This is a genomic window from Lachnospira sp. CLA-JM-H23, assembly GCF_040096425.1.
GTDB lineage: Bacteria > Bacillota > Clostridia > Lachnospirales > Lachnospiraceae > Lachnospira > Lachnospira rogosae.
Genome location: NZ_JBBMET010000005.1, coordinates 236,573 through 260,681, shown reverse-complemented (window position 1 = coordinate 260,681; position 24,109 = coordinate 236,573). Strand labels below are relative to the sequence as shown.

Annotated in this window: 20 protein-coding genes and 2 pseudogenes; 3 read left to right on the top strand and 19 right to left on the bottom strand. The window is 33.7% G+C overall.

Translation table 11 applies throughout. The features are described 5' to 3' along the window. Positions 1-12: 12 nt before the first annotated feature. The 18 genes and pseudogenes from WMO42_RS08600 to WMO42_RS08515 form a co-directional block, all read right to left on the bottom strand. Entirely contained in the window at positions 13-750 is a 738-nt protein-coding gene (locus WMO42_RS08600; RefSeq protein WP_055174166.1) for a WecB/TagA/CpsF family glycosyltransferase, read from the bottom strand. A gap of 3 nt (positions 751-753) precedes the next feature. Next, positions 754-1,404 carry an SIS domain-containing protein gene (locus WMO42_RS08595; protein ID WP_318255987.1) on the bottom strand — a complete coding sequence of 217 codons (651 nt, stop codon included), beginning with the start codon at positions 1,402-1,404 and terminating at the stop codon, positions 754-756. Positions 1,405-1,426: 22 nt separating this feature from the next. Beyond that, a complete protein-coding gene (locus WMO42_RS08590) occupies positions 1,427-2,428 on the bottom strand; it encodes a kinase (RefSeq protein ID WP_055174164.1) in 1,002 nt (333 codons plus the stop codon). Positions 2,429-2,512: 84 nt separating this feature from the next. Continuing rightward, complete coding sequence (locus WMO42_RS08585) at positions 2,513-3,940, bottom strand: sugar transferase (protein ID WP_349172883.1); 1,428 nt, start codon at positions 3,938-3,940, stop codon at positions 2,513-2,515. Between the two features lie 119 nt (positions 3,941-4,059). Continuing rightward, positions 4,060-5,898, bottom strand: coding sequence for a glutamine--fructose-6-phosphate transaminase (isomerizing) (gene glmS / locus WMO42_RS08580; protein ID WP_055174163.1), 1,839 nt, complete (start codon positions 5,896-5,898; stop codon positions 4,060-4,062). Between the two features lie 208 nt (positions 5,899-6,106). Continuing rightward, on the bottom strand, positions 6,107-7,516 hold the full coding sequence (locus tag WMO42_RS08575; protein ID WP_055306110.1) for a methyl-accepting chemotaxis protein: 1,410 nt from the start codon (positions 7,514-7,516) through the stop codon (positions 6,107-6,109). Positions 7,517-7,771: 255 nt separating this feature from the next. Beyond that, entirely contained in the window at positions 7,772-8,404 is a 633-nt protein-coding gene (locus tag WMO42_RS08570) for a hypothetical protein (protein ID WP_022501500.1), read from the bottom strand. Positions 8,405-8,490: 86 nt separating this feature from the next. Continuing rightward, a complete protein-coding gene (locus WMO42_RS08565; RefSeq protein WP_022501499.1) occupies positions 8,491-9,876 on the bottom strand; it encodes an AAA family ATPase in 1,386 nt (461 codons plus the stop codon). A 24-nt stretch (positions 9,877-9,900) separates the two neighbouring features. After that, positions 9,901-10,668, bottom strand: coding sequence for a nucleotidyltransferase family protein (locus tag WMO42_RS08560; protein ID WP_022501498.1), 768 nt, complete (start codon positions 10,666-10,668; stop codon positions 9,901-9,903). Between the two features lie 38 nt (positions 10,669-10,706). Further along, positions 10,707-11,036 carry an STAS-like domain-containing protein gene (locus tag WMO42_RS08555; RefSeq protein ID WP_349192031.1) on the bottom strand — a complete coding sequence of 110 codons (330 nt, stop codon included), beginning with the start codon at positions 11,034-11,036 and terminating at the stop codon, positions 10,707-10,709. Between the two features lie 12 nt (positions 11,037-11,048). After that, entirely contained in the window at positions 11,049-12,248 is a 1,200-nt protein-coding gene (locus WMO42_RS08550) for a hypothetical protein (RefSeq protein ID WP_055174158.1), read from the bottom strand. A 4-nt stretch (positions 12,249-12,252) separates the two neighbouring features. Continuing rightward, positions 12,253-13,173, bottom strand: a complete 921-nt coding sequence (locus WMO42_RS08545) for an ATP-binding protein (protein WP_055174157.1) — start codon at positions 13,171-13,173, stop codon at positions 12,253-12,255. Positions 13,174-13,341: 168 nt separating this feature from the next. Next, positions 13,342-14,193: a GHMP kinase gene (locus WMO42_RS08540; protein ID WP_349172879.1), complete on the bottom strand. Its 852-nt coding sequence runs from the start codon at positions 14,191-14,193 to the stop codon at positions 13,342-13,344. Further along, positions 14,180-15,049, bottom strand: a pseudogene (locus WMO42_RS08535) (AAA family ATPase). Before WMO42_RS08535 ends, WMO42_RS08540 begins: the two are co-directional and overlap by 14 nt. A 136-nt stretch (positions 15,050-15,185) precedes the next feature. Next, positions 15,186-15,332 carry a hypothetical protein gene (locus WMO42_RS08530; RefSeq protein WP_156333725.1) on the bottom strand — a complete coding sequence of 49 codons (147 nt, stop codon included), beginning with the start codon at positions 15,330-15,332 and terminating at the stop codon, positions 15,186-15,188. A gap of 445 nt (positions 15,333-15,777) precedes the next feature. After that, positions 15,778-17,031, bottom strand: coding sequence for an ATP-binding protein (locus tag WMO42_RS08525; protein WP_055174153.1), 1,254 nt, complete (start codon positions 17,029-17,031; stop codon positions 15,778-15,780). A 166-nt stretch (positions 17,032-17,197) separates the two neighbouring features. Further along, positions 17,198-17,851 (bottom strand): DUF5710 domain-containing protein, encoded by a 654-nt coding sequence (locus tag WMO42_RS08520; protein ID WP_055174152.1) that lies wholly within the window; start codon positions 17,849-17,851, stop codon positions 17,198-17,200. A 349-nt stretch (positions 17,852-18,200) separates the two neighbouring features. Next, positions 18,201-18,566 (bottom strand): transposase, encoded by a 366-nt coding sequence (locus WMO42_RS08515; protein ID WP_278320105.1) that lies wholly within the window; start codon positions 18,564-18,566, stop codon positions 18,201-18,203. Positions 18,567-18,661: 95 nt separating this feature from the next. Between WMO42_RS08515 and WMO42_RS08510 the strand changes: the two genes are divergently transcribed. From WMO42_RS08510 to WMO42_RS08500, 3 genes and pseudogenes are all read left to right on the top strand, one after another. After that, positions 18,662-19,876 (top strand): IS21 family transposase, encoded by a 1,215-nt coding sequence (locus WMO42_RS08510; protein ID WP_349172878.1) that lies wholly within the window; start codon positions 18,662-18,664, stop codon positions 19,874-19,876. After that, positions 19,869-20,621, top strand: coding sequence for an IS21-like element helper ATPase IstB (gene istB, locus WMO42_RS08505; RefSeq protein ID WP_055174332.1), 753 nt, complete (start codon positions 19,869-19,871; stop codon positions 20,619-20,621). Before WMO42_RS08510 ends, istB begins: the two co-directional genes overlap by 8 nt. A 145-nt stretch (positions 20,622-20,766) precedes the next feature. Continuing rightward, positions 20,767-22,209 (top strand): annotated as a pseudogene (locus WMO42_RS08500) (IS66 family transposase); the annotation flags it as partial. Positions 22,210-22,372: 163 nt separating this feature from the next. Here WMO42_RS08500 and WMO42_RS08495 read toward each other — a convergent pair. Further along, positions 22,373-24,007, bottom strand: a complete 1,635-nt coding sequence (locus WMO42_RS08495) for an IS66 family transposase (protein ID WP_349192029.1) — start codon at positions 24,005-24,007, stop codon at positions 22,373-22,375. Positions 24,008-24,109: the final 102 nt, after the last annotated feature.

Below are 24,109 nucleotides of genomic sequence, written 5' to 3'. Positions count from 1 at the left end.
ACCCTCATTATATTATTTATATTTTCTTACCAATCGTAATATTTTTACATCATCTATTAAATATCTTTTAAACATTCTTTTAGGCTCTTGTAATAACCTATAAAACCATTCCAATCCGTGGTCACTCATCCAGCGAGGTGCTCTTTTGACATTTCCAGCAAGAAAATCCACTGTTGCACCTGCACATATAGTGACCTTTGCATCATATTTATCTATATTTTCATATATCCATTTTTCCTGCTTAGGACATCCAAAACAAGCAATTAATAAATCCGGATGAACATCAGAAATCATTGCATTTATTCTATCTAACTCATCTTGATTTTTTTCAAAGCCAAATGGAGGAGCATATACACCAACAATCTCTATGTCAGGAAGCTTTTTTTCTAAATTAGCCTTAGCCTTTTCAGCTATCCCATCTTTACCACCAATAATAAATATTGTATATTTTTTCTTTTGTGCAACTTTACATAACTCTGGAACCAAATCAGAACCTGATATTTTAGCCTTTACCGGTCTTTTATGAAGCTTAGAAATCCAAACTAATGGTTTTCCATCAACCAGAACCATATCTGCATCATCAACAATTTTTTTCAAATAGCTGTCATTCTCAATCTTCATAACCACATCTACGTTAATAGCAACTATGTACGATTTATTCTTAGACGCAATCATCTCTTCTATCGCACAAATTGTCTCTGACATATCTACATTATTTACATATGTATTTAAAAGTGCCTGCTTTTCCATCAGCTATTCCTCTCCAAAAAATCTTTCTTCCAGCATTAAACATAGACAATGATAAATAGGTAAGTGATGCTCCTGTATCATATATGTTCTTGTCTGTGATGAACGGATTGTTACATCTGCTATTTTAGATAATTCACTATCATTTGCACCTGTGAGTCCTATAACTTTTAACCCTTTCGCTTTAGCAGTTATTGCAGCATATAAAATATTTTTACTATTACCAGATGTTGAAATCCCTAAGAAAATATCTCCACTATTTCCATACCCATTAACCTGCTGTGCAAAACATAACTCTGGTCTGCAGTCATTCATATATGCAGTAGATAATGCTATATGACCATCTAACGCAATTGCAGGTAGTGCCATCTGTAAATTATCAGCTAAAACATTTCCAAGTTTCTCATTTTCATTAATTAATCTATCCTTATATTCCACAGGAAGTCTTCTTTGTTTTTCAAAGCCTTTCATTAACTCACCGACAATATGCTCAGCATCCGAAGCTGAACCACCATTACCTGCAACTAAAAGCTTTCCACCATTCAAAAAAGTCTGTTCTAATAATTCATATGCTTTTTTTATGTATTCCCTATTAAAATCCAATTCTGGATATCTTTCAAATAATACATCTATATGTTTCGCAATATTCTCTTTCAATTTAGTCTCCTTGTAATTCAAATTATATTATAGGTTCATATGTTTCTGGACTATAATGAATTACTCTTGTTCCACCATCTTCAAATTCAAATGGTATATACAACAGATCTTCCATTGCTTTTTTCACTTTTTCCTGTTTATCTGGCTCTACATAAAACACTAAGAAACCACCGCCTCCTGCTCCAAGTAATTTCCCACCTAAAGCTCCAGCCTTTAATCCTTTATCATATAATTCATCAATACTATTAGTAGATACTGTATTACCTGTTTTTCTTTTAATTCTCCATGTATGATCAAGAAGTCTTCCAAATTCATCTAAGTCACTCTGCTTATCCACTAAAACCTTTTCTGCTTCATCTACTAAAGCAAGCATTTCTTTGAGCTGATTTACTTTATCTGCTTTGTTGGATGCGTTTGCTTTTTGAACATCTGATGAAAATCTTGTAAATCCCGTGAAAAACATCATTAAATTATTATTAAGCTGTCTCTTTCTTTCCGGATTAATAATTAATGGCAGCACTTCATATCCATCTGAATTAAAATTAATTCTATTAAATCCACCATATGATGCAGCAATCTGATCCTGCCATCCACCTGCTTCTTTGCACAATTCTCTTTCTAAATATATTGCAGCATCAGCAAGCTTTTTCTTATCTGCATACTTTCCCTTCAAAGCATAAAAAGCATTAATCATTCCAACGGCAAATGAACTAGATGTACCTAAACCGGATCTAGCTGGAAGATCTGCTTCATATGTTAATCTGATTTCATGCATATCCAGCATTTTCATTGCCTCTCTTATTGCTGGATGCTGAATATCATTAACATCTGTTACTCTTTCTATTTTGGCATATGATAACTCTGTACTATAGTCAAAGAATCTTGGCAGGTGTCTTACATTAACATAACAATATTTATCAAATGTTGTCGATAAAACTGCCCCACCATTTTCCATAAAAAATGACTCCATATCTGTTCCACCACCAAAAAAAGACATTCTAAAAGGTGTCTTAGTAATAATCATCGCTTAATCTCCCTTATCTCACATTATGTATTCGTATTTCATAAAATTCTATATACTTAAATATTCTGACACTTACTATATCAATTATGTTCCGTGATTAGTAAACACTGTAACAACTGTCTTAAATAAAATTTTAATATCAAGCATTACACTCCAGTTATCGATATACTCCAAATCCATCTTTACAACTTCATCAAAGTCCATAACACTATTTCGTCCATATGCCTGCCACATTCCTGTAATACCCGGCTTCATAGACAGTCTTCTCTTGTGGTGTCCTTTATACTGCTTGAACTCACCCACCGTAGGTGGTCTTGTTCCGACAAGGCTCATATCTCCCTTTAACACATTAATAAACTGAGGAAGCTCGTCTATACTTGTCTTTCTTATGAACTTACCAACTTTGGTAATTCTAGGGTCATCCTTCATCTTGAACATAAGACCATTCATCTCATTCTGTGCCATAAGTTCTTTCTTACGTTCCTCGGCATCAATATACATTGAACGGAACTTATAAATATAGAAATAACGTCCATTCTTTCCTACACGCTTCTGCTTAAAGAATAATGGACCTTTTGACTCAATCTTAATAGCTGGTGCAACAAATATCATCGCAATTGTCATAAATACAAGACCCACGATAGCTCCAACTATGTCAATACATCTCTTTACGAATAAAGACTTCCAGCTATATATCCTGTTAGCAAATGTAATAACTGGAATACTTCCAAGATAACCAAGCTTCGCATCGAAATCCCTGTATACATCTAATACTTCAATCTTAAGATGTACAGTAACACCCATATCCTCAAGTTCCATAACCATAGGCTTGATACGTTCTCTTATGCGATCTGTAACATCTATGTAGACTTCATCAACGATTTCATTCTTAATAAACTTCATCATCGTATGGATATCTGCGACAACAGGAACTCCATTGATATCCTGACCTGTCATATTCTCATCCATAATTACAATTCCGTCTATCTTTCTTAACCAGTCGTCCTTCTCATCAATCTTTGAAAGTGTATTCTTAGCCCTGTCCTTAACTGTAACCATTATGACACGGCTTGACCTCTTGCTTTCGTTATGTGATTTAAGATATGCCTTAACAAGCAGTCTTGATACATACATAATAACTATTGCAACGATAACTGTAACAATATATATGCCTCTCTGGATGCCTTCTGCATCTCTTCTTAATAATTCATAGACAGCGAGTATAGCAGCAAACAGTGCACTCTTGCATACTACAGACCTGAATTCTTCAAAATAACCTCTGCTTATAAAATCATTCTTGACATTATAAAATACTGCTGTAATAACTGTCGCAACCAGTATTGATACGCAGTTATTATTAAGTTCACTAAAAATCTGTCTGTTATTCATTCCCCAATATAACCCCAGCCAGATTATTCCTGCAACATAATACGATAACACTATCGCTATTGCATCTGTAAAAAATATAAGTATATTCTGTATACTTTCCTTAGTTCTGTTAATATTCGTCATAAGCCCCCTGATAGTATATTATTATTTATGCAATCTGAATAATTATACTATATTCGACATAATTGTCAATAATGTAAAAATCCGTCCCACTCTATTATGTGGAACGGATATAGTTCATTTTATTCCACTGTAACTGATTTAGCAAGATTTCTTGGCTTATCTACATCAAGTCCCTTAGCTACACTTACATAATATCCAAGTAACTGAAGTGGCACAACAGCAAGTGATGCTGCAAAATGTTCATCTATCTTTGGAATGTATACAGTAAATTCAACTGTATCCTCAACTTCATATTTTCCATATGTAGTAAGTCCCATAAGATATGCACCACGGCTCTTGCACTCAACCATATTGCTTATCGTCTTCTCATAAAGCTCACTCTGTGTAAGCACACCAATAACAAGAATATTATCTTCAATAAGACTTATAGTTCCGTGCTTTAATTCACCAGCGGCATACGCTTCTGAATGAATATAAGATATCTCCTTAAGCTTAAGGCTTCCTTCAAGACTGACTGCGTAATCAATCCCTCTTCCTATAAAGAATATATCCTTTGAATTGGCAACCTTTGCGGCAAACCACTGAATTCTTTCCTTATCTTCAAGAATCTTCTCAATCTTATCAGGTATAGTCTTAAGTTCTTCTAAATATGTGCTGTACACATCATCTGTTATCTCACCTCTTACTCTGGCAAACTGAATTGCAAGGCAGTAAGCGGCTATAAGCTGTGTACTGTAAGCCTTAGTTGTAGCAACAGAAATCTCCGGACCGGCAAGTGTATAGAATACATTATCTGCTTCTCTTGCAATTGAACTTCCAACTACATTGACAATGCCAAGTGTCCTAAGTCCCTTATCCTTAGCAAGCCTTAATGCCGCAAGACTGTCTGCTGTTTCACCTGACTGGCTTATAACAATCACAAGTCCATCAGGATCTAACAAAGGCTTTCTGTATCTGAACTCAGAAGCGAGTTCTACTCTTACCGGTATCTTAGCCAGATCTTCCATAACATACTGTGCAACTACGCCAACGTGATATGCCGAACCACAGGCTACGATATATATCTGTGAAATCTTCTTAATCTCTTCATCTGAAAGCTCTACTGCTGATAAATCAAGCTTCCCGTCCTTTAATACAGAATTAAGTGTATCAGCAATTGCCTTTGGCTGTTCGTGGATTTCTTTCATCATAAAATGCTCATATCCACCCTTTTCTGCTGCCTCAGCATCCCATTTAATCTCTACAAGCTCTTTTTCTATCTCATCACCATCAAGGTTATAAAATGTTATATTACCATCTGCAAGACGTCCAATCTCCATATTGCCAATATAATATACATTTCTTGTATAATTAAGTATAGCCGGTACATCAGAGCCAACATAGCAGTTGCCATCACTGACACCAAGTATCATTGGGCTGTCTTTTCTTGCTACATATATTTCATTAGGATATTCCTTGAACATAATCGCAAATGCGTAAGAACCACGGATACGAACCATAGCATGGTTAATAGCATCTACAGGTGTATGCTCATATTTCTTATAATAATAATCTATAAGCTTAATAGCCACTTCTGTATCTGTTGATGAATAGAACTCGTATCCATTCTTAACAAGCTTATCCTTTAATTCCTGATAATTCTCAATAATTCCATTATGTACGCCAACAACATTATAATCATCTGATATATGAGGATGTGCATTATTCTCAGAAGGCTCACCATGTGTTGCCCATCTTGTATGTCCAATACCGCAAGTCCCTTTAATGGCAAGACCATTATTAGTCTTTTCCTCTAATGCCTTAAGCCTTCCCTTCGCCTTAACAACCTCAACGTGCTTATCGCCGTCACGAACTGCAATACCTGCCGAATCGTACCCTCTATATTCAAGCTTTGCAAGACCGTTAAGAAGTATTGGTGCTGCCTGTTCATTACCTACATATCCAACTATTCCACACATAGATATATTCCTCTCTTTTAAAAATTCATATCACTTTATAATATATTATTCCGTTCCTAATTACAAGAGTATAGAATATTTATTTTAAGTCCATATTTTATTAACTTCTGCTTTTCACGTCCACCATAGATTACGACTATATTTCACCCTTTATCAACTCTTATATAAATCCTTATTATTAATCTTTATTATTAATTCTTCCTGTTAATCACTTCTCAAATGTCACAATAGCGGTAATATCATTATAACCAAGCTGCTGCATTTTCTTCTGAAGCTTATTAAGTGCCTCATCAAATTGTGAAAAAGTATTATATGTATCATCAAAATACTGCATTGCCTTTTCTTTATCTCCATCTTCATTAGCATGCCATGAAAGCTCTGCATAATGATGCAAATCATTATGTGCCTTTACAAGTTGCTTGAATTCAGAACTATTTACAATCTTATCATCCTTTAACTGTGCAATCCATTTACCAAGTTTACAACGTGACGGATCATCTACCTGCTTCTTTAAAAGATGTTCAAATCCTACGATATTGTTATATACTCTCCATGTAAGAATATAATGATCCACTTCAAACACTCTCATCCAATCCTGCTGTGTAATCTTAGAACAGCCTCTTACAAGATCACTTCTTGTCTTATCAAGATATCTGCCCACCTTAAATACCCTCTGTCCTGATTTAAGGCAGTCATCAGACAGTATGCTGTAGCTCTGTGAAATATTCTCTATCTGCTTAGAAAATGACTTTGTAACACCTGTCTGTGTATCTATGTCATTAAAGACACTGTCAACCTTCTCACTTATGTCATCAATCTGGCTGTTCATCTGCTGCATAACTTCAAGTGACTTCTCTACCTTTTCATTCCCTTCACCAAGGCTTATGGTAGTCTCATCCATTGCTTTTGCAAGCTCATCTATATTATCTCTTAATTCTTTAACATACTTGACTATACTTCCAGCAGACTCTGCTGTATTATTAGATAATAATCTTACCTGATCAGCAACAACGGCAAAGCCTCTTCCTGCTTCTCCGGCTCTTGCAGCTTCAACAGAAGCATTTAAAGCCAAAAGATTACTCTGGTTAGATACCTTCTTAACAAGGTCTACAATCGCTTCAATCTTACCAATCTTACCCTTAAAATCCTGAACTTTATTATTGATAGACTGAATCTTCTTAGATGACGCATTAACGGCTTTGATACTATCGTTCATATCTACCGTTACATTATGAGACACTGATATTATATCGTGGGCATTATCACGGATATGTCCCATAGCCATAGAAATGTTCTCTATAGAACTCTCAAGATGCTGGCTGGCATTCTCCATATGCTGTATCGACTTAGTCTGTGTTTCTACCTGATTAAGTGTATCTTTAATCAAAGTATTATCGCCAAGAATCTCCATAGTTTCATTAAGTCGCATAACAACTGGATTATTAACCTGCTTAACCGCTTTAAGCATTGAATTAAGCTTATCTGCATACAACGGATTATTAAAATCCGTCGCATCTATCTCATTAAAATCACCTGAGGCTATATTGTCAATTGCCTCAATCATTCGCCTGACATCACCTTCTGGCAATAAGTTCTCTTCTGTCTTTTTTCTAAACATATACTTTCATTCTCCTATATACGCACAACAGCGGGTTATAAAATACAACTCCCATTTCCCAGCAACAGACATACTATCACAGTCCTTATTAACGCAGAACAAGCTATAAATGTCTGTAAAATATCGTATCTTCGAACTATTTTATCAAATTATTCAAGTCTATATAACACCGATATTGTAATAATATCATAATTCAAGTATATTTACCATACAAAAATAAAAATTTGTTAATTATTTTGCAAAATGTCAGATTAATTAATCAGATACTTCATATTCTCCTATAAGTCTATGTTCGGTAATATCATCTCTCATCAGAATAGGTGTATGCTTAAATTTAATATATTCCCCTAGATTTATAGCGAATTTATCACCCTCAAATTCTTCAATATGAGGTACATTCCTTGTTCCAGTTCTTATTCTCTTTGATGAAGGAATTGTACAACTTTCAAAATGTGCTTTCCTATAAGTTGTATACATATACACATTATTTATATTAATTTCAATCATTGCTGCAAATGCTTTTATAAATAAATAACTTGCCCTAAATTTGCCTTTAACTTCCATCCATGTATTATCTGCTATATTAGATTTCATTTCAATTAAATAAATATCCCATTTATTATTTTGTATATCCACATTATCCATAATAATATGATCAACTCTTTTATACATTGAAAACTTAGAAGTATCTTTAAAAAAGTACATTTCCGTATGTTTTTTATCTATATTCTCTATTGTCATTGTATTACTAGATTTTGTCTTAAATTTAAGTCTGCTTTCTCCGCCTTCTTCATTCTCTTCAAGAATAATGACATTATCATCTTCTTTTACTGTAATAAAATTTTCTTTTAATAATTCATCGATTATAAACTGTATTCTTTTTTTCATATTAATTCCCACTCTAATGTACATTTACCACATATTTACAAGTATCTATAACAGCAATTATTTTTTATAATATCATTGCAAATTATTTACTCCTGTATATTATACGCCTCATCAGTTATATCATCTAAAGTATCATTAAAAGTTGGTACTGCAAACCCATTAACACCACATTCAACTTCTTCTAGAATTGTTCTTTTTTTTGCCCTAAACACTTCTGTATTAAATTGATATACTCTGACTTTCCTATAATCAAGCAAATCTTCATATGAATAATTGTATTTTTCCATTAACTTCTCATTTTCAGAATTATTATTCAAGGCAATCATATTATTAATATGCTGTATTATTAAATCACTATGTGTTGTCATACATACGTTAATTCCAGAATTCACAATTCTGCATAATACTCTTCCCATAGCCTTCTGTAATTGTGGATGCAGACCTATTTCTGGTTCTTCATAAAATATATTAGTAATTTTTCTACTGTATTTTAATAATAACAATAGTGGTGATAATTCCGTTACAACGCCCGATACAACTCTTAATGGCAGACTTTTGCTTCGTCCATTAGGAACATATCTAACTTCCTTGTTAGGTAAATCTGACACAGCAATCACTCCATCTGCCATATCAGTCTCTATATAACCAACTATACCACCATACTTATCATTCTTTGTCTGCGAATATTGCGATAAATTATTAATAACTGTAAGGAAATTATTAATAGGACGTGTAAACGGCGTAATAATATTCCCCTGTGTTTCATTAAATGTATTGTCTCTTCCTACCTGATTAATAATATCCTTGGTCAACATAAAACCAGTTCTTGATGCCGGAAGGTATATAGATGTATCCTTAGAATAATTAGTTCCTAATAAGAAATAACATAGCACAGACATCATAAACTCAATATTGTGTACGTCATGTAATTCATCTAATGCAGAAAACAGACATACTGCTCTGCTTCTTCTTCTTTTTTGAGCTATCTGCATAGTTAATTCAATACGCTCAGTTTCGCTATCATTTTCCAGTAATTTTTTATTATGTTTAATGCTGAATTCAACTTTAACCGACTCTAAAGCCGGTATCATTATCTGCATCTTATCTATACCGACTTCGTCTGTATTAAAAAGCCATTTCACAAAATTCTTCTTTTCATAATCAAGACAATCATTAATTAAATTCTGAATAATAGCGCCATATTCTTTTAATTCTAAGCTGCAATCTCCAGTAACAGAATTACCAATGTTATTATCAATCCAATCATAAATTTCTTTATAAAAAGTGCTTTTTCTCATATTTTGGGGTGAAAAAAATTCTGTTCTTCCATAATTCTGAAGTCCCCATATCAATGATGTCAGATAACTTTTTCCACTATTATTATCACCAACAAAAAGCAACATAGGAGCAAGCTCAATCTCTGCACTCCTTATTTTTACAAAATTCTCAATATATATTTTTCTATATTCCATAAACAACCTCTTGGTTTATTATTTTTAATAATTCTCCCTAATCCATTCCAGACTTTCTCTATTACCTATATCATACCTTTTTCCTGGCATTTCATACGCATAGACTTCACGTTTTTTACAGAACCACTCGATAAATCCACCTGGTGCATCAAGATTAATCTCCTCGTCATTGACACAATTAACAATCACTGGCAAATCATCTTTACCATATATGTAAAATGGTGGAACTGCCCAATTACTCTTTGGCTTTGCCGGCTTTTCTTCCATTGAAATAACCTTATCATAATCATTAACCTCGACAACTCCTGTACGCTGTAACTTTTCTAATGATGGCTCAAAATGTCTCATTATACAGGTTGCACGTTTTTCTTTATAAAAATCAAGAAATCCTTTAATTGAAAAATCAAGCAAATTATCTCCTGCAAGCACAAGCACACCATCATTCTTCTCATCTTCGTTGCATTCCTTGATCAATTGACACTTATTAATTGCAAATGCTATATCTTTAACAGCCCCAAACCTGTTATCATTATCTGTTGAACCATCGTCCAACAGAGTAAGCTTCATTGCACCTGATAAATTATCTGCCTTATCTGTCCAATCTTTAAATATATTATAGAACTTGTGATTAGACACAATAATAGCTTCATCAACCATACCCGTTGATTTAACATCTTCTAACAGCCAGTCCAATATACTTTTCCCTTTAACATCTAATAATGGCTTTGGAAAATTCTCTGTTAATGGATATAATCTTGTTGCATAACCTGCTGCTAATACTATACATTTCATAATCATTCCTCGTATTATTATATTTTATATTATATATTTTATGAAACTCTATCTGAATATCTCTTTACCGCATTCGATATTGTTTCTTTTAATAAATCTTTTTTAGTATCATCCATATTACGAATAAGCACTCTATTTTTTTCAATATTATAAACTTCTTTGTCAAATAATCTACCTATTGCATTATTTAAAAACGCAGTATTAACCAAATCAATACCATCAAAATCTAAAATTACAGTTTGGGAATTGCCATTGGTAACCTCAATAATTTTTTCAAATAATTTATCTCCATTGGAATCATCAAATGCAATTTTTGAATCTATTATTTCTTTAACTTTTAATTCTATGTTTTTATCAGCATTATTCATACAATTCATCTCCTATTCCACAAGAATGTTGTTAAGCACTGTATATAATTCATATAAATGTATTTTTCCATAATCCGTATCAGAATATTCCTTGCCGCCAACTGACACTTCATCACTTATATATTTATATGAGCTATAAATTTTTTGAGAACATGTTATTTTTTCTTGTGAATGTAATTTTTCAATCTCTTTTAGCAAATCTATAATCTCATCTTCCGTTATTATATCAATTTTACTTATATCAACTGGAACAGTCAAATTTATTTTATCATATAATTCTCTATCATACACATGTTCACTATCTAATTTAGTAAAAATTGCAATATTTTCTTTATAATTATCACTTTTTGTCGCAATATATTCATAATACTTCTTAGTAGATGTATATGATATGCCATTATAATTATTATTTTTTAAAATAAGAGCTAATATCTGTGGTATTATATATTCTTCGCAGAAGCTATACCCTTTTAATTCACTTTTCTTTTGAAAACTACATACAGATGCCAATATCATTTTAAAGAAATCTGAACTTGTATATGTTCTTTTTTCACTTTCTGTCATATTATTAAATGAAATTTCAGTATACACATCTAATATACTGCATCTTAAATCATATATCTTAAAATTATTATCAGGAAGTCTTACAACTGATACTTTTAAATTATTAATATCTTTTACATCTATCTCTGTCGCTACATCTATCACAGAGCTTCCTATGTATAACATTGGCTGTCCTGTCAGGCTATACCTTTGATTACCTATTAAATATCTTTTATTAAACGGTATATGAAACATATCCCAACGAGTTAATACTTTGTCTGAATTACGAGCTTTAAAATATATCTGCTCTTTACTGAGTTCTTTTTCATACCCTAATAAATTATGTTTATTTAATAAATCTTCAAATGCATTAATAGCATCAACTGGGTTTGAATTAATCCATTTCAAATATATCTCCTTAACGCAGTTAAAAAAATCTTCTATGTCTTTTTCTTCAATGTCTGAAATTTTATTTCTTATCTGCTTACAACTTTTCAACAAACTACATTCTTTACATTTTTCATTTTCATATTTGACATAATTATAATGTGTTATAAATAATTTTCTATAACTATCTATTGTATCTTCATGCCTTTCGCTCAATCCCTGTGCAAATTTTCTAAGTTTTGCCTGATAACTATCATCCAAAAAATCTTTAATACAATCCATATCTCTACTCCTTTAAAATATTTATCAAATCAGTATCTGTCTCTTGATTTTGAGATTTATCACTAGCAAACATATTTTTCTTATATGGAATCCTTAGTGTAATAAATGTCCCTTCAAAAGCATCATTAATTATTTCCGACTTATTTTCTCTTAGATAATAATTTTCATCTTCCAATATGTAGCCTCCATTTTCCAATGATATAATCTCGCTACCTGAACAGATTATTATATCCCCACCAAGTTCACTTATATATTTCCTCACCAGATACAACCCCAGCCCTCCTGTTTCATCATACCTTCTTGTAGAATTAGTCTTCTTGAGTATCCAATATATTGCATCTATATCAGTATTAAATATTATCCCATTATCTATTAATATATTTCGTATACTTCGACCATTATTTACAATTGTAATATATAAAGAACTATTTTTTCTAATAACAGTCGAACTCATAAAGCCTTTACAATTTATTTTTCTATTAATAACGTGCATTTTTATATTAGCTATCAATTCGCTAATTATTATTGAAATTTTATCTTGTTCACATAAATCCAATTCAAACAAAAATTTTGTTAATACATCCTCCACTTCCTTTGTGTTAGGATTACCTGCTATACATCTTGGTTTAAAAAATGACCTACGATATTCTTCATCAGTATAATAGTTAAAGCACTTATATGCACCATCTTTTCCAACATATTCCTTATTATCCGGCAGAATAAATTTGACATCTATATTTTTCTTATATGCATCTTCTATTACAAGATATAAAACAGCCATTAAATTGCTTTCAAATCTTTTAGTATTGGAAAAATCCAATATTATATCCTCATTGCAGCCATAAATAAATCTATTATATATTTTAATAATATTTTTATAAGTACCAATGCTATTCTCTAAATATGTCCCAAATATAAATTTCATACCTGCCTCTTTACGCTATAACTTTAGTATTACTATTTCTTTTATTATTATAATATTACACAATTAAAATTCTGTCAATATAATAATATTATTTAAACTATTCTATAATAGTAAAAAAATGCAAGGTGAATAATATATACACCTTACATTCTCATCAGAATCAGATTCTTACAATCTAACTCCATCTGCTGTATTAACAAAATAAATAGCAAAATCCTTCTCTAAATTAGGATGCCTCTTTATATACTCTTTTCTTACCTTATCAGCAATCTCTTCTTTCTTATCTGGATTAATAAGAGCAATACTTGAACCATTAAAGCCTGCACCAGAAAATCTTCCGCCATATATTCCATCTGTATTTTCAAATATATCCTGTAAATCTCTCAGATTATCAGAGCCAGTTTCATAAAGCTCTATGGAACTTCTTCTAGACTGGAACATAAGTTGTCCGAATTCTTCAATATCACCTTTCTTCCAGGCCTTAATTCCGTCTTTCACTCTCTGTCTTTCACCATAAAAATGCTCTGCTCTTTTTCTCCAGTTCTCTGGAAGCCTGTCCTTGTACTGCAAATAAACGCCTATAGGTACATTTCTTAAATATGTATCTTTATAATTACCATAATCCATACCTGCATACGCCTGTAATGCATACGCCGCCGCCTTGCACTCATCAACTCTGGTATTATATGCAGAACCAGCAAGCTGTCTTTCCTTTCCACCAAATACAATCATAATCTCAAATGGTTTCATATTGGAACTTACCGGTATAATCTCATTGGAATCATCCAGTGTATCAAGAAATAATAGGCCATTTTTCCTGCAATATACCTCACAGCTCTGGTCAAGCTTGCCGACATTAACTCCTATATAATTACGCTCCGCCCATATAGCATTACTTATAATCTCAGGCCTTGTAATCTGAATATCATTAGCTATACATACAGCATTAAGATATGTAAGAATAACTGCCGCTGAAGATGACAATCCTCCAACTGGCAGTGTTCCTTCAATATATATCATAATTACCAAAATGATATCCATCATACCATTCTTTTATAATATCAGCATACGTTATTGCATCTGCATCACTTAGAATTTTATTAACCTCTTTCTGAGTAAAACCGAAATATCCATTCAAACGCGAAGACACAATCGTATCTGAAACAAAATTGTTCATACCTGTAAATATGCTTTCCTTCTCAATTCTAAGACATCCCGTAATAATAGCAAACTTAAGTGTTTTATTATCCTTTACTGTCTGCATAAGACTTTTCATAACATCTAACATTTCATTATAGTAACCATTATTATTAGCCTTTACTACTGGAACATCATATTCATCTATAAGCAGAATGACCGGTTCATTATAATAATCATTCATCATATTCATAAGAAGATATATACTACTCTTAACTTCTTTTACAGATGCATTACCACTAAGTAAATTCTTAAATGAAGTCTTCTGAAATTCAGTTGCTTTCTTACTGTGAAGGAGATAAATATATTCATTAAAAAGATTAGAAATAACTACTGTAAGTATATCGTAAGCACCTTTAAAATCAAGTCCTTCAACTTGTCTGAACGACACAAAGATTGTTGGATATTTATTCATCCATTCACTACATAAAACCTGATTCCGTGATATTTCTAATCCATCAAATAATTGTTTACTGTCTTTGCGAATATCAAATTATGAATCAAGCATACTCATTGCTAATGTTTTTCCAAACCTCCGTGGTCTTGTAATCAAAGTAACCTTAGTAGAAGCTGTTTTTAAAATATCCTTTATAAATTCCGATTTATCTATATAATAATATCCATTCTTCCGAATTTCTGTAAAATCCGATACTCCAACAGAAATATTTAAGTCCTTCATAATTGCCCTCACTCCTCGTCTTTACTTTATTGGATTGTCGGTCTTATACTTATTATATCTATTGTATTAAGAATTTCTATTATAACTTTATATATCCAAGGAATATAATTGAATAACATAAAAATCCCCCTCTTCTTTATAACAGGTCCACAATACTTTTCCAACCAATATTACAGCCACCGTAATCACATATAATGTTACCATTCCAGAACACATCTTTTCTTACTCTTTCAGATACATCAATAGGTAGATATTCTTTATCTGGCTGAGTTTCCTCTATCAACTGTTTCTCAATTGATTCCAAATCTGGTTGACTAGTCTCTATTTCAAGTAATCTTAACAATTCAATTCTATCATCATCTTCTGGAATTCCCTTTACTGTATCATAATTTACTATTTCTTAATCCTTACTCTCATAAAATAGAAAATCGCATTTTGCCAACACCTCAAACTGATTATTGATTTTTAAACTTATATTTGCCTTTTCCGTGTCCAGATATCGGCTCAATAATATCCGAATTTTTCAAATATTCTACGGATATGAACTGCCGTTTTAATAGAGAAATCTTTCCCTGTTGGTGCGAATCCAACCAGAATCTCTTCTAGGTCATATCTCGAAAAGTATTCTTAAAATCCAACTTTTTTCACAGCATTTAGCAATATAAAATCTCTTTTATATAATTATACGCCCGCAAAAAAACATAAACACTGCTTAGGAAATTTTAATCTTAGCTAATAATATATTTAGTGCCTTTGCCTTTGCCTTCCACTGTAATAACACCTTTTTGACACATTTCTTTTAGCAGCTTTGTTGTCTTTGATTTACCAAAAGGTGCATATGGTGCAACTTCACTGATTGGCTTTAGCATCGTCTTGCTTAAAAGTTTATAGATAACGATTTCATCTTCTGTCAGATCAGCATTTTTTTCAAATATCGGAAGCACAATTTTTATAGCATTTTCTGAAACTTCAAACGCCGGTTTTATCAAGCCTTCCGCATACAACTGTTTTATTCTTGTAATTCCCGTTCCAAATATCTCTACGAATCCCAATCTGTAAAATACATTTGCAAGATTTCTATTTCTTAAAACAGAAAGTTTACCAGATAGATATTCTTCCTCTGTTATTCCAGATGGTAACCCACCTGGAGAAACAATTTCGATTCGATCATCAAACATCAAAACTCTAATTTGCGAATCTACATCCCATACCCTATGAATCAAAGCATTTGCGATTGCTTCTCGGAAAGCCTCTTCCGGTATTTTGTCCATCTTCTTTCGAGCAGCACCTTGTATAACTTCATACTGGTAATAGTCCCTGAATACATCGATTGCTTTTTCATATACCTCTAAAACTGATATATTTTCAAAAGTTGACCTTTTTTGAATAATACTGATGTTTTCTCCGAATTTAACAATATCAATTCCCGGAAAATGATTATTATCTGCTAAAATCCCTGCTGCATTATTGAATCCATTTACATCATCATATAAGTTTAATGTCTTCAACGTATCCTTATCAAAATTTTTAATCCGGATATTTTCTTTCAACTTACGATGTAAAATTTCAAAGGACAGCTCCTGATATTGGCAAGGCAATTCCTCGAATCGAATATTTTTTCCGTCCAATACGAGCCTTGAAAATTCCAATGTATCTACCTCTATCGTTGCTGTATCATTACGCTTGTATGCTTTCGATTTATATAGATATGGTTTATGGAATCCGCTTTTCACAGTAAGTTTTATCATCTGATCATTATTCTGTATCTCAAGCATATAGTCCGGCTGCGGTGTAATGCTGTCATTTATTTTGTTTTCAATATCCAGGCAAGCTTGCTTTACATCTGACAAACCTTTTATATTCCCATCATCATCTACTCCAAAAAGGATTATTCCGCCGTCATAATTTGAAAAGGCACTGACTGTTTTTAAAAATGTGTTCGTAATCGTTTCTTTGAACTCTAATGTCCTTGTTTCACGCATATCAATTGCCTCCATTTTGTTCTTATTAAATATATTATATGCAGAAATGCACAAAAAAACAATCGTATTTTTTTACGATTGCTTTTGGGGCGATTTATTAGTAGCTACAGGCGTTTTTTATACTGTCTTTTTATTAATTCAATCTGCTGAATTGCTCCAGCAAATTTTATCCAATATATTTTTCAATATCTAATAATTCTATATTTCCATATAGCTTTAACCACTCATCCGTATTTGAATATCCAATATTCGCATCTATTATAATATCCTGTTTCAATGGTATCTTATATATCTTCAAAGCCTTTACTTTTTCTTCTGAATCTATCCAAAACGGGCTATCCACCTCAGAAAACAAATAAAAATCTCCCTGAAGCACATCACAATTATCACAACAATTGTTTATGTGACTTTCATTAGTTGTTTTAGAATATCTCATCTTATAATTATAATTCTTTTGAAGATATATAAGTATTTTCTCTGGAATCGGATTGATATGACCTGCCATTCTTATTACCCCACTCCAATACTCAACTTCATCTAAGGAGCTCTCCTCCACATCATAATCACTAAAATCATAAAAATCTTCTATTCCAAAACCAATAACTCTTGTTTCCTTACCACATTTAAAACAGCTCTGTCTTCCTTCTAACACATAAAGATTATTACAAACTATTATATTTCCTTGTGGCACAACCCATTTACAAAACTTAACATAATCCTGCCTGTTCTGTACATACCATTTCTTTATGTCTGGATTCCATTTTGCTCCAAGTGCCTTTGCCTGATCTTTTTCTTTATATGGTACATTTAAAATTAACACTTTTCTCCTCCATAATTTCAAGTCAGTTTTATATATTCAAGCTTTACCAACGCCATAATTAATTTCAACAAAAACAACCTCGCCAGAATAATCTTTAATAATCTGTACATATTGAAACTATTCTGATATCATCACACACACTCATTGTTTTTGTATTTTGTAATAATATATTACTATTTTTAATCAATTATGATATATTTTTAAAATACATAAAGGAGACCAGCTATGAAAAGTCAACCATAAATTAGCAGAAAATTTCTTTTTCATATCGGTGGCAAAAAAGGGTAACTTTAATAAAGCTCCCTTAAGGTGCTTTTTCAAAATCTATCGATATTGATATACAGACCTCTTATTCGAGGTTAAATTCTACTTCGTCAGTGAGCATTTTCCAGATGACTCTGACAAGCTTGCCGGCACAGTGCCCAAGTGCATTGTAATGAGACCGGCCTTCAGCCCTCTTGGCATCATAATAAGCCTTGAAGGTAGCGTTGTTTCTGACAACGTTCCAAGCTGCATTTACAAGGGCATATCGTAAAACACGAGAGCCGCGTTTTGACATCCTTGTTGTTTTAGCCTGAAAGTTACCAGACTGATAAACAGAAGGATCCAGACCTGCAAAAGCAAGCAGCTTGTTTGGATTGGAGAAACGGTGCATATCACCTATTTCACCAAGGATCATTCCACCATTGATATAACCGATACCAGGAATGGTCATGATGACAGTATAAAGTTATACTTAAGTATGTACAATAAATATTAAATAAGAATGTACAAATGTTATGATATATGAGTTGCAAGGAGGAACTCATAATGATACTAAAGCATCAAATCATAACAGATATAAGAATAGAAAGTGTCAATGACCTATACAAATTAAAACCATTTTTGGAGGATGGCACATTGAAGATTAATAAAAGTCAAATAGCTAGAGAATTGGAGGTAGATAGGCGTACTGTTGATAAATATATAAATGGATATACAAAGCCGGAAACAAGAAATTGTGACGACTGTATTACACCTTTTTATGACACTATTGCAGAGTTGTTATCTGATAAAAATCAGCAGGTATTCTACTATAGAAAAGTATTATGGCAGTACCTGGTCGATAACCATGGCTTTACGGGTGTTTATTGTAACTTTTGTCATTATCTTAGAAAATATCCTGAATTCGATTCCTATTTCAGAAAAAGCAGACCATCAAATACCAATAAGGTTACCATCAGATATGAAACACCTATGGGTAAACAGGCTCAGCTGGACTGGAAAGAATCAATTCCATTTATCCTTTCTTCTGGTGAAACTATAGACGTAAACATTTTTGTTCTATTACTTTCGTATTCAAGATTTCGTGTATACAGAGTTTCACTTTCAAAAAACCAGGAAATACTCTTTTCATTTCTTGATGATGCCTTTGAAACCGGTAAAGTTAATAATAAATTCCAGCAGTTTGCTGATGATTATGGTTTTAAAGTCCAGCCTTGCATTGCCAGACATCCCCATACTAAAGCCAAGGTTGAAGCACCCATGAAAATACTGGATGAAATAAGAGCTTATAATGGAAAACTGAATTACATGAAATTAGTTGAATTAGTGACAAGAATAAATAATCGTGTCAATGCACAGGTAAACCAGGGAACAGGAAGAATTCCGCTGATGTATTATAACAAAGAAAAGGCTTTCTTAAACAGCCTGCCCGCTGATAACATAAGAAAGCCTTACCAGATCGCCACAAATACTGTAAAAGTCAATCACTCAAGTATGTTTAATTATAAAGGCTGTCAATACTCTGTACCACCAGAGTACATTGATAAGATTGTCTCATTACAAGTATATGATGGTTATATACACGTGTATTGTAACACAGAATTCATAACCATTCATCAATTAAGTTCAAAAAAATTGAATTATATTTCTGAGCATTATGCTGCAATTGCAAGAAAATCACATATTTTCAGGGATGAGCATATAATGGACAGGGCAAAAGAAAATTTAGAAATTATAGGAAAGGTTTATGATTATGAGTAACAGTACATACAATCAGCTGACTGCTAATCTGGAGCTGCTGAAATTAACCCAGATGAAACTACATCTTGATGAAATAAGAGATTTTGTGACAACAAACGGACTATCGTTTACGGAAGGCTTATTGAAACTGAGCAATTATGAAGTTGATTTTAAAGAACAGAATGCCTCCAAATCTATGATAAAAGCTGCAGCATTTCCTTTTGTAAAAGAACTAAAGGATTATGACTTTGAATTTCAGCCAAGTATAAATGAACAGGAAATGAGGGAACTTGCCAGCCTTGGTTTCCTGGAAAAGAATGAAAATATCGTATTTTTAGGACCCAGCGGTGTTGGGAAAACGCATCTTGCAACTTCTATAGGTATTGCAGCTGCTAAAAAACATGCAAGCACATATTTTATTAAATGTAATGATTTATTGCAGCAATTAAAGCGTGCACAGTTGGAAAACCGCCTTGATGCAAGATTAAAACACTTTGGCAAATATCGTCTTCTTATCATAGATGAATTAGGATACCTGCCGATTAACAAAGAGGATTCAAATCTGTTCTTTCAGCTTATAGATATGCGTTATGAAAAGAAAAGCACAATACTTACTACAAATATGAATTTTAATGAATGGGACGGAGTGTTTTATGATGCAGTAGTTGCAAATGCAATCATGGATAGAATATTACATCATGCACATGTAGTACCCATATCAGGAAAATCATACAGGCTAAAAGATCATTTAAGGCAAACAGACTAATTGTACATTTTTATATAATATTTTTTGTACATTCGGTCTTGACATTTTATAGACAGAATCGTTAAATTTCATGATGTCCGTCATCTCAGCTTCAATCTTTTCTAATTGGCTATCCAGTAACTCGATTTGTTGAATGGTTTGAGTGCTTAATGAACAGATAGCTTACCTTACAAAAAAGCTCTTTGGATCATCCAGTGAAAAACGTAATGATTTCGAGGGACAGTTAAGCCTGTTTGATGAAGCTGAAAATGTGGCATCCGAAGAGGAAATGCCAAAGCTTGAAACCACAGTTAAATCTCATACACGCAAGTCCAGAAAATCTTTGACAGAAAAACTTAAAGGAATTCATGTAGAGCAGGTGATTCACGACATTCCTGAAGAAGAACGCATATGTGAGATATGTGGTTCAGCCCTTGAAGAAATCGGGCGTGAAGTTATCCGCAGGGAACTTGAATACATTCCTGCCAGAGTAAAGGTTATTGAACATATAAGTGTCCGTTATGGATGCCCTGCCTGTAAAGCTGAGGATGAATCATTTATTATAAAAGCTCCTGTGCCCAGGGCATTAATGAAACATAGCATTGCATCAGAATCTTCAGCCGCATGGACTATGTATCAGAAGTATGCTAATGGTCTGCCTCTTTACAGACAGGAAAAGGACTGGCTGCAATACGGTATAGAACTTAGCAGATCACAGCTGGCTAATTGGATTATCTACTGCGCCAGAAACTATTTTAAGCCGGTGTATGACCATCTGCATAAAGAACTGTTAAAGCGGCAGTTTTTAATGGCTGACGAGACAACTGTCCAGGTATTAAAAGAACCTGACAGAACACCACAGAACAAGTCGTACATGTGGCTGTTCCGTTCCGGTGAAGATGGTCTTCCAACCATAATCCTTTACGGATATACGCCAACCAGAGGTGGATATAATGCCGGAGAGTTCCTTGAGGGATTCTGTGGATATCTTGAAACTGATGGATATCAGGGATACAACAAGGTGTCCGGAATAAAAAGGTGCTGCTGTTGGGCACATATGCGCAGGTACTTTATTGAAGCAGTGCCCAAAGGCAAAGAGTATGATTACAGCAATCCAGCTGTGCAGGGTGTTTCATTCTGCAATGAATTATTTAAATATGAGGACAAGTATAAAAAACAGGGTCTCTCATACGAAAAACGAGGTGCAATGCGTCTGGAACAGGAAAAGCCTGTACTGGATGCTTTTTGGTCGTGGCTTGATAAACAGCATCCTGTAAGGAGCTCAAGAATGGACAAAGCAGTAACTTATGTCCGAAATCGTAAGCCGTTTCTGGAGACATATCTTGAAGATGGCCGCTGTAGCTTCTCTAATAACTTATCAAAGAATGCTATCAGACCATTTACGGTTGGCAGAAAGAACTGGCTGTTTTCAGAATCCCAGACAGGAGCTGAAGCCAGTGCAATAGTTTATTCAATGGTAGAAATGGCCAAAGCACATAATCTGAACATATATAAATATTTAAAATATCTTTTAGAACATCGTCCTAATTACAAGATGACTGATGAACAGCTGTCAGCTGTTCTGCCATGGAAACAGGAAGTAATTTAAACCTGCCATAATTAAAGTGGAGTGAAATGCTCTTATTTCATTTTTAATAATGGCAAAACGATGCCATATGGTATACCGCCTGATTATAAGGCGCTTACTTTTAAGCTATCCATTCGTAAACAGTAAACGCTCCAACCCATATACCTTGACTTCTAAAAGACCGCTAACCACGGTCTTTTTGTTTTCTGATATATTCTGGCAGCTTTGGTGACCATGGAAGAAGATCTTCCAGAAATGAGCGGTCTGTATCATCCATATGTGCCGGTATCTGGGTCAAGAGATATTCAAAGTACTCATATGGCTTTAAGTTATTAGCTTTGGCTGTCTCTGCTATGCTGTATATTATCGCTGATGATGTCGCTCCATTTATTGTATCTATCATTTCCCAGTTCTTCTTGCCTATACAGAAGCCCCTTATTGCACGTTCCGATGCGTTGTTATCCATTGGGACTTCACCATCTTCAAGAAATACTCTCAGATATTTTTCCTGATTGAGTGCATAAGTGACAGCCTGTTTCAGTTTAGCTGTGCTGGCTTTTCTTTCGTTTGATTTAAGGTACGCAAATAAAGCATCAACCAGTGGCTTTATTACCACCTGACGCTGCTTAAGTCTGTCTTCTGGTTTGAGTTCTTTCAGCTTATCCTCTTCACGGTAGACTGCCTGTATCTGTTTTATTACCAGATATGAAAGGCTTTCTTTCTGGGCAGCCTTTGGAACTGCCTTTAATGCCTCATCAAATTTTCGCCTGCAGTGTACCCAGCATCCGGCTATCTTAAGATCTTCCAGTTCCTTTTCTACTGTATGGTATACCTGATAACCATCGGTTACACATACCCCGGAATAATCTTTAAGAAACTGCCTTGGATGTGAAGCATTTCTTGTCCGCTGGTATTCATACAGGACTATCTGCTCATCTGAATACATATATCCTGAACGGTATACCCACATAAAGCTCTTGGAACCGGCTGGTCTGCCGTCTTTGTTTACAAGCTCAGGAGTCTCATCTGCCTGGATTACATGAAATCCATAAAGCTTCATATGAAGATAATCATACATTACTCCTAGATATTCATCTGCAAGACGTATCATCCAGTTAGCCATGTTCTGGCGTGTTATGGCAAGTCCGTATCTCTCAAACTCTTTTTCAAGCCTGTATAAAGGTACAGCATTTACATATTTGCCATTCATGACTGCCGCTGCAAGTGATGGCGTTACAGGACTTGATGGCAGTAATCCCTTTGGATGTGGTGCACGCTTCATATGTCCGTCTTCTTTGCCGGCATATACACCTATATGGTGCTCATCAACTGTTATCTTAGCCGGTGTAAAGTGATACCTTTTAACGACTGTATCCGGAAGCTGTTTCCATCCATTTTCACCGAATTCTGCTTTTAATTCTTCTTCGGTCATGTAATGGTCTATTCGCTCAACAGGAAGTCCTTCCATATCCACGGCACGTTTGCCGGCTGTCTTCTTTCCATGTATGGCATTTATTTCCAGTTCTTCCGGCTCATTTGCATCAAGATCAGACACTGCTTCCGCTTCATTAAAGAATACTATCTTTCCATCTACTTCCATAAAACATATCTGGTTTGTATCAGACATTTTTTCTGTCTTTCTTCCAAACCTGTTATTATTGGCAAGCACCAGCTGTTCCATCATTTTCTGCATCTTATCATTAAGTGCTTTCATTTCTACTGTAAGAGTTTCCATCTGGTTCTGAAGATTAAGAAACATCTTTATAAGAAGTGTCTTATCTATGCTATTCAGTTCTTTCTCTGTATACTTAATCTCCATAACCACATACTCCTTTTCATGGCATTAAGTATAGCAGAAATCGTGTTATTTCGCCACTTATGGCATTTGTCTGATTCGTCATTATGACGGTGGATAACACTT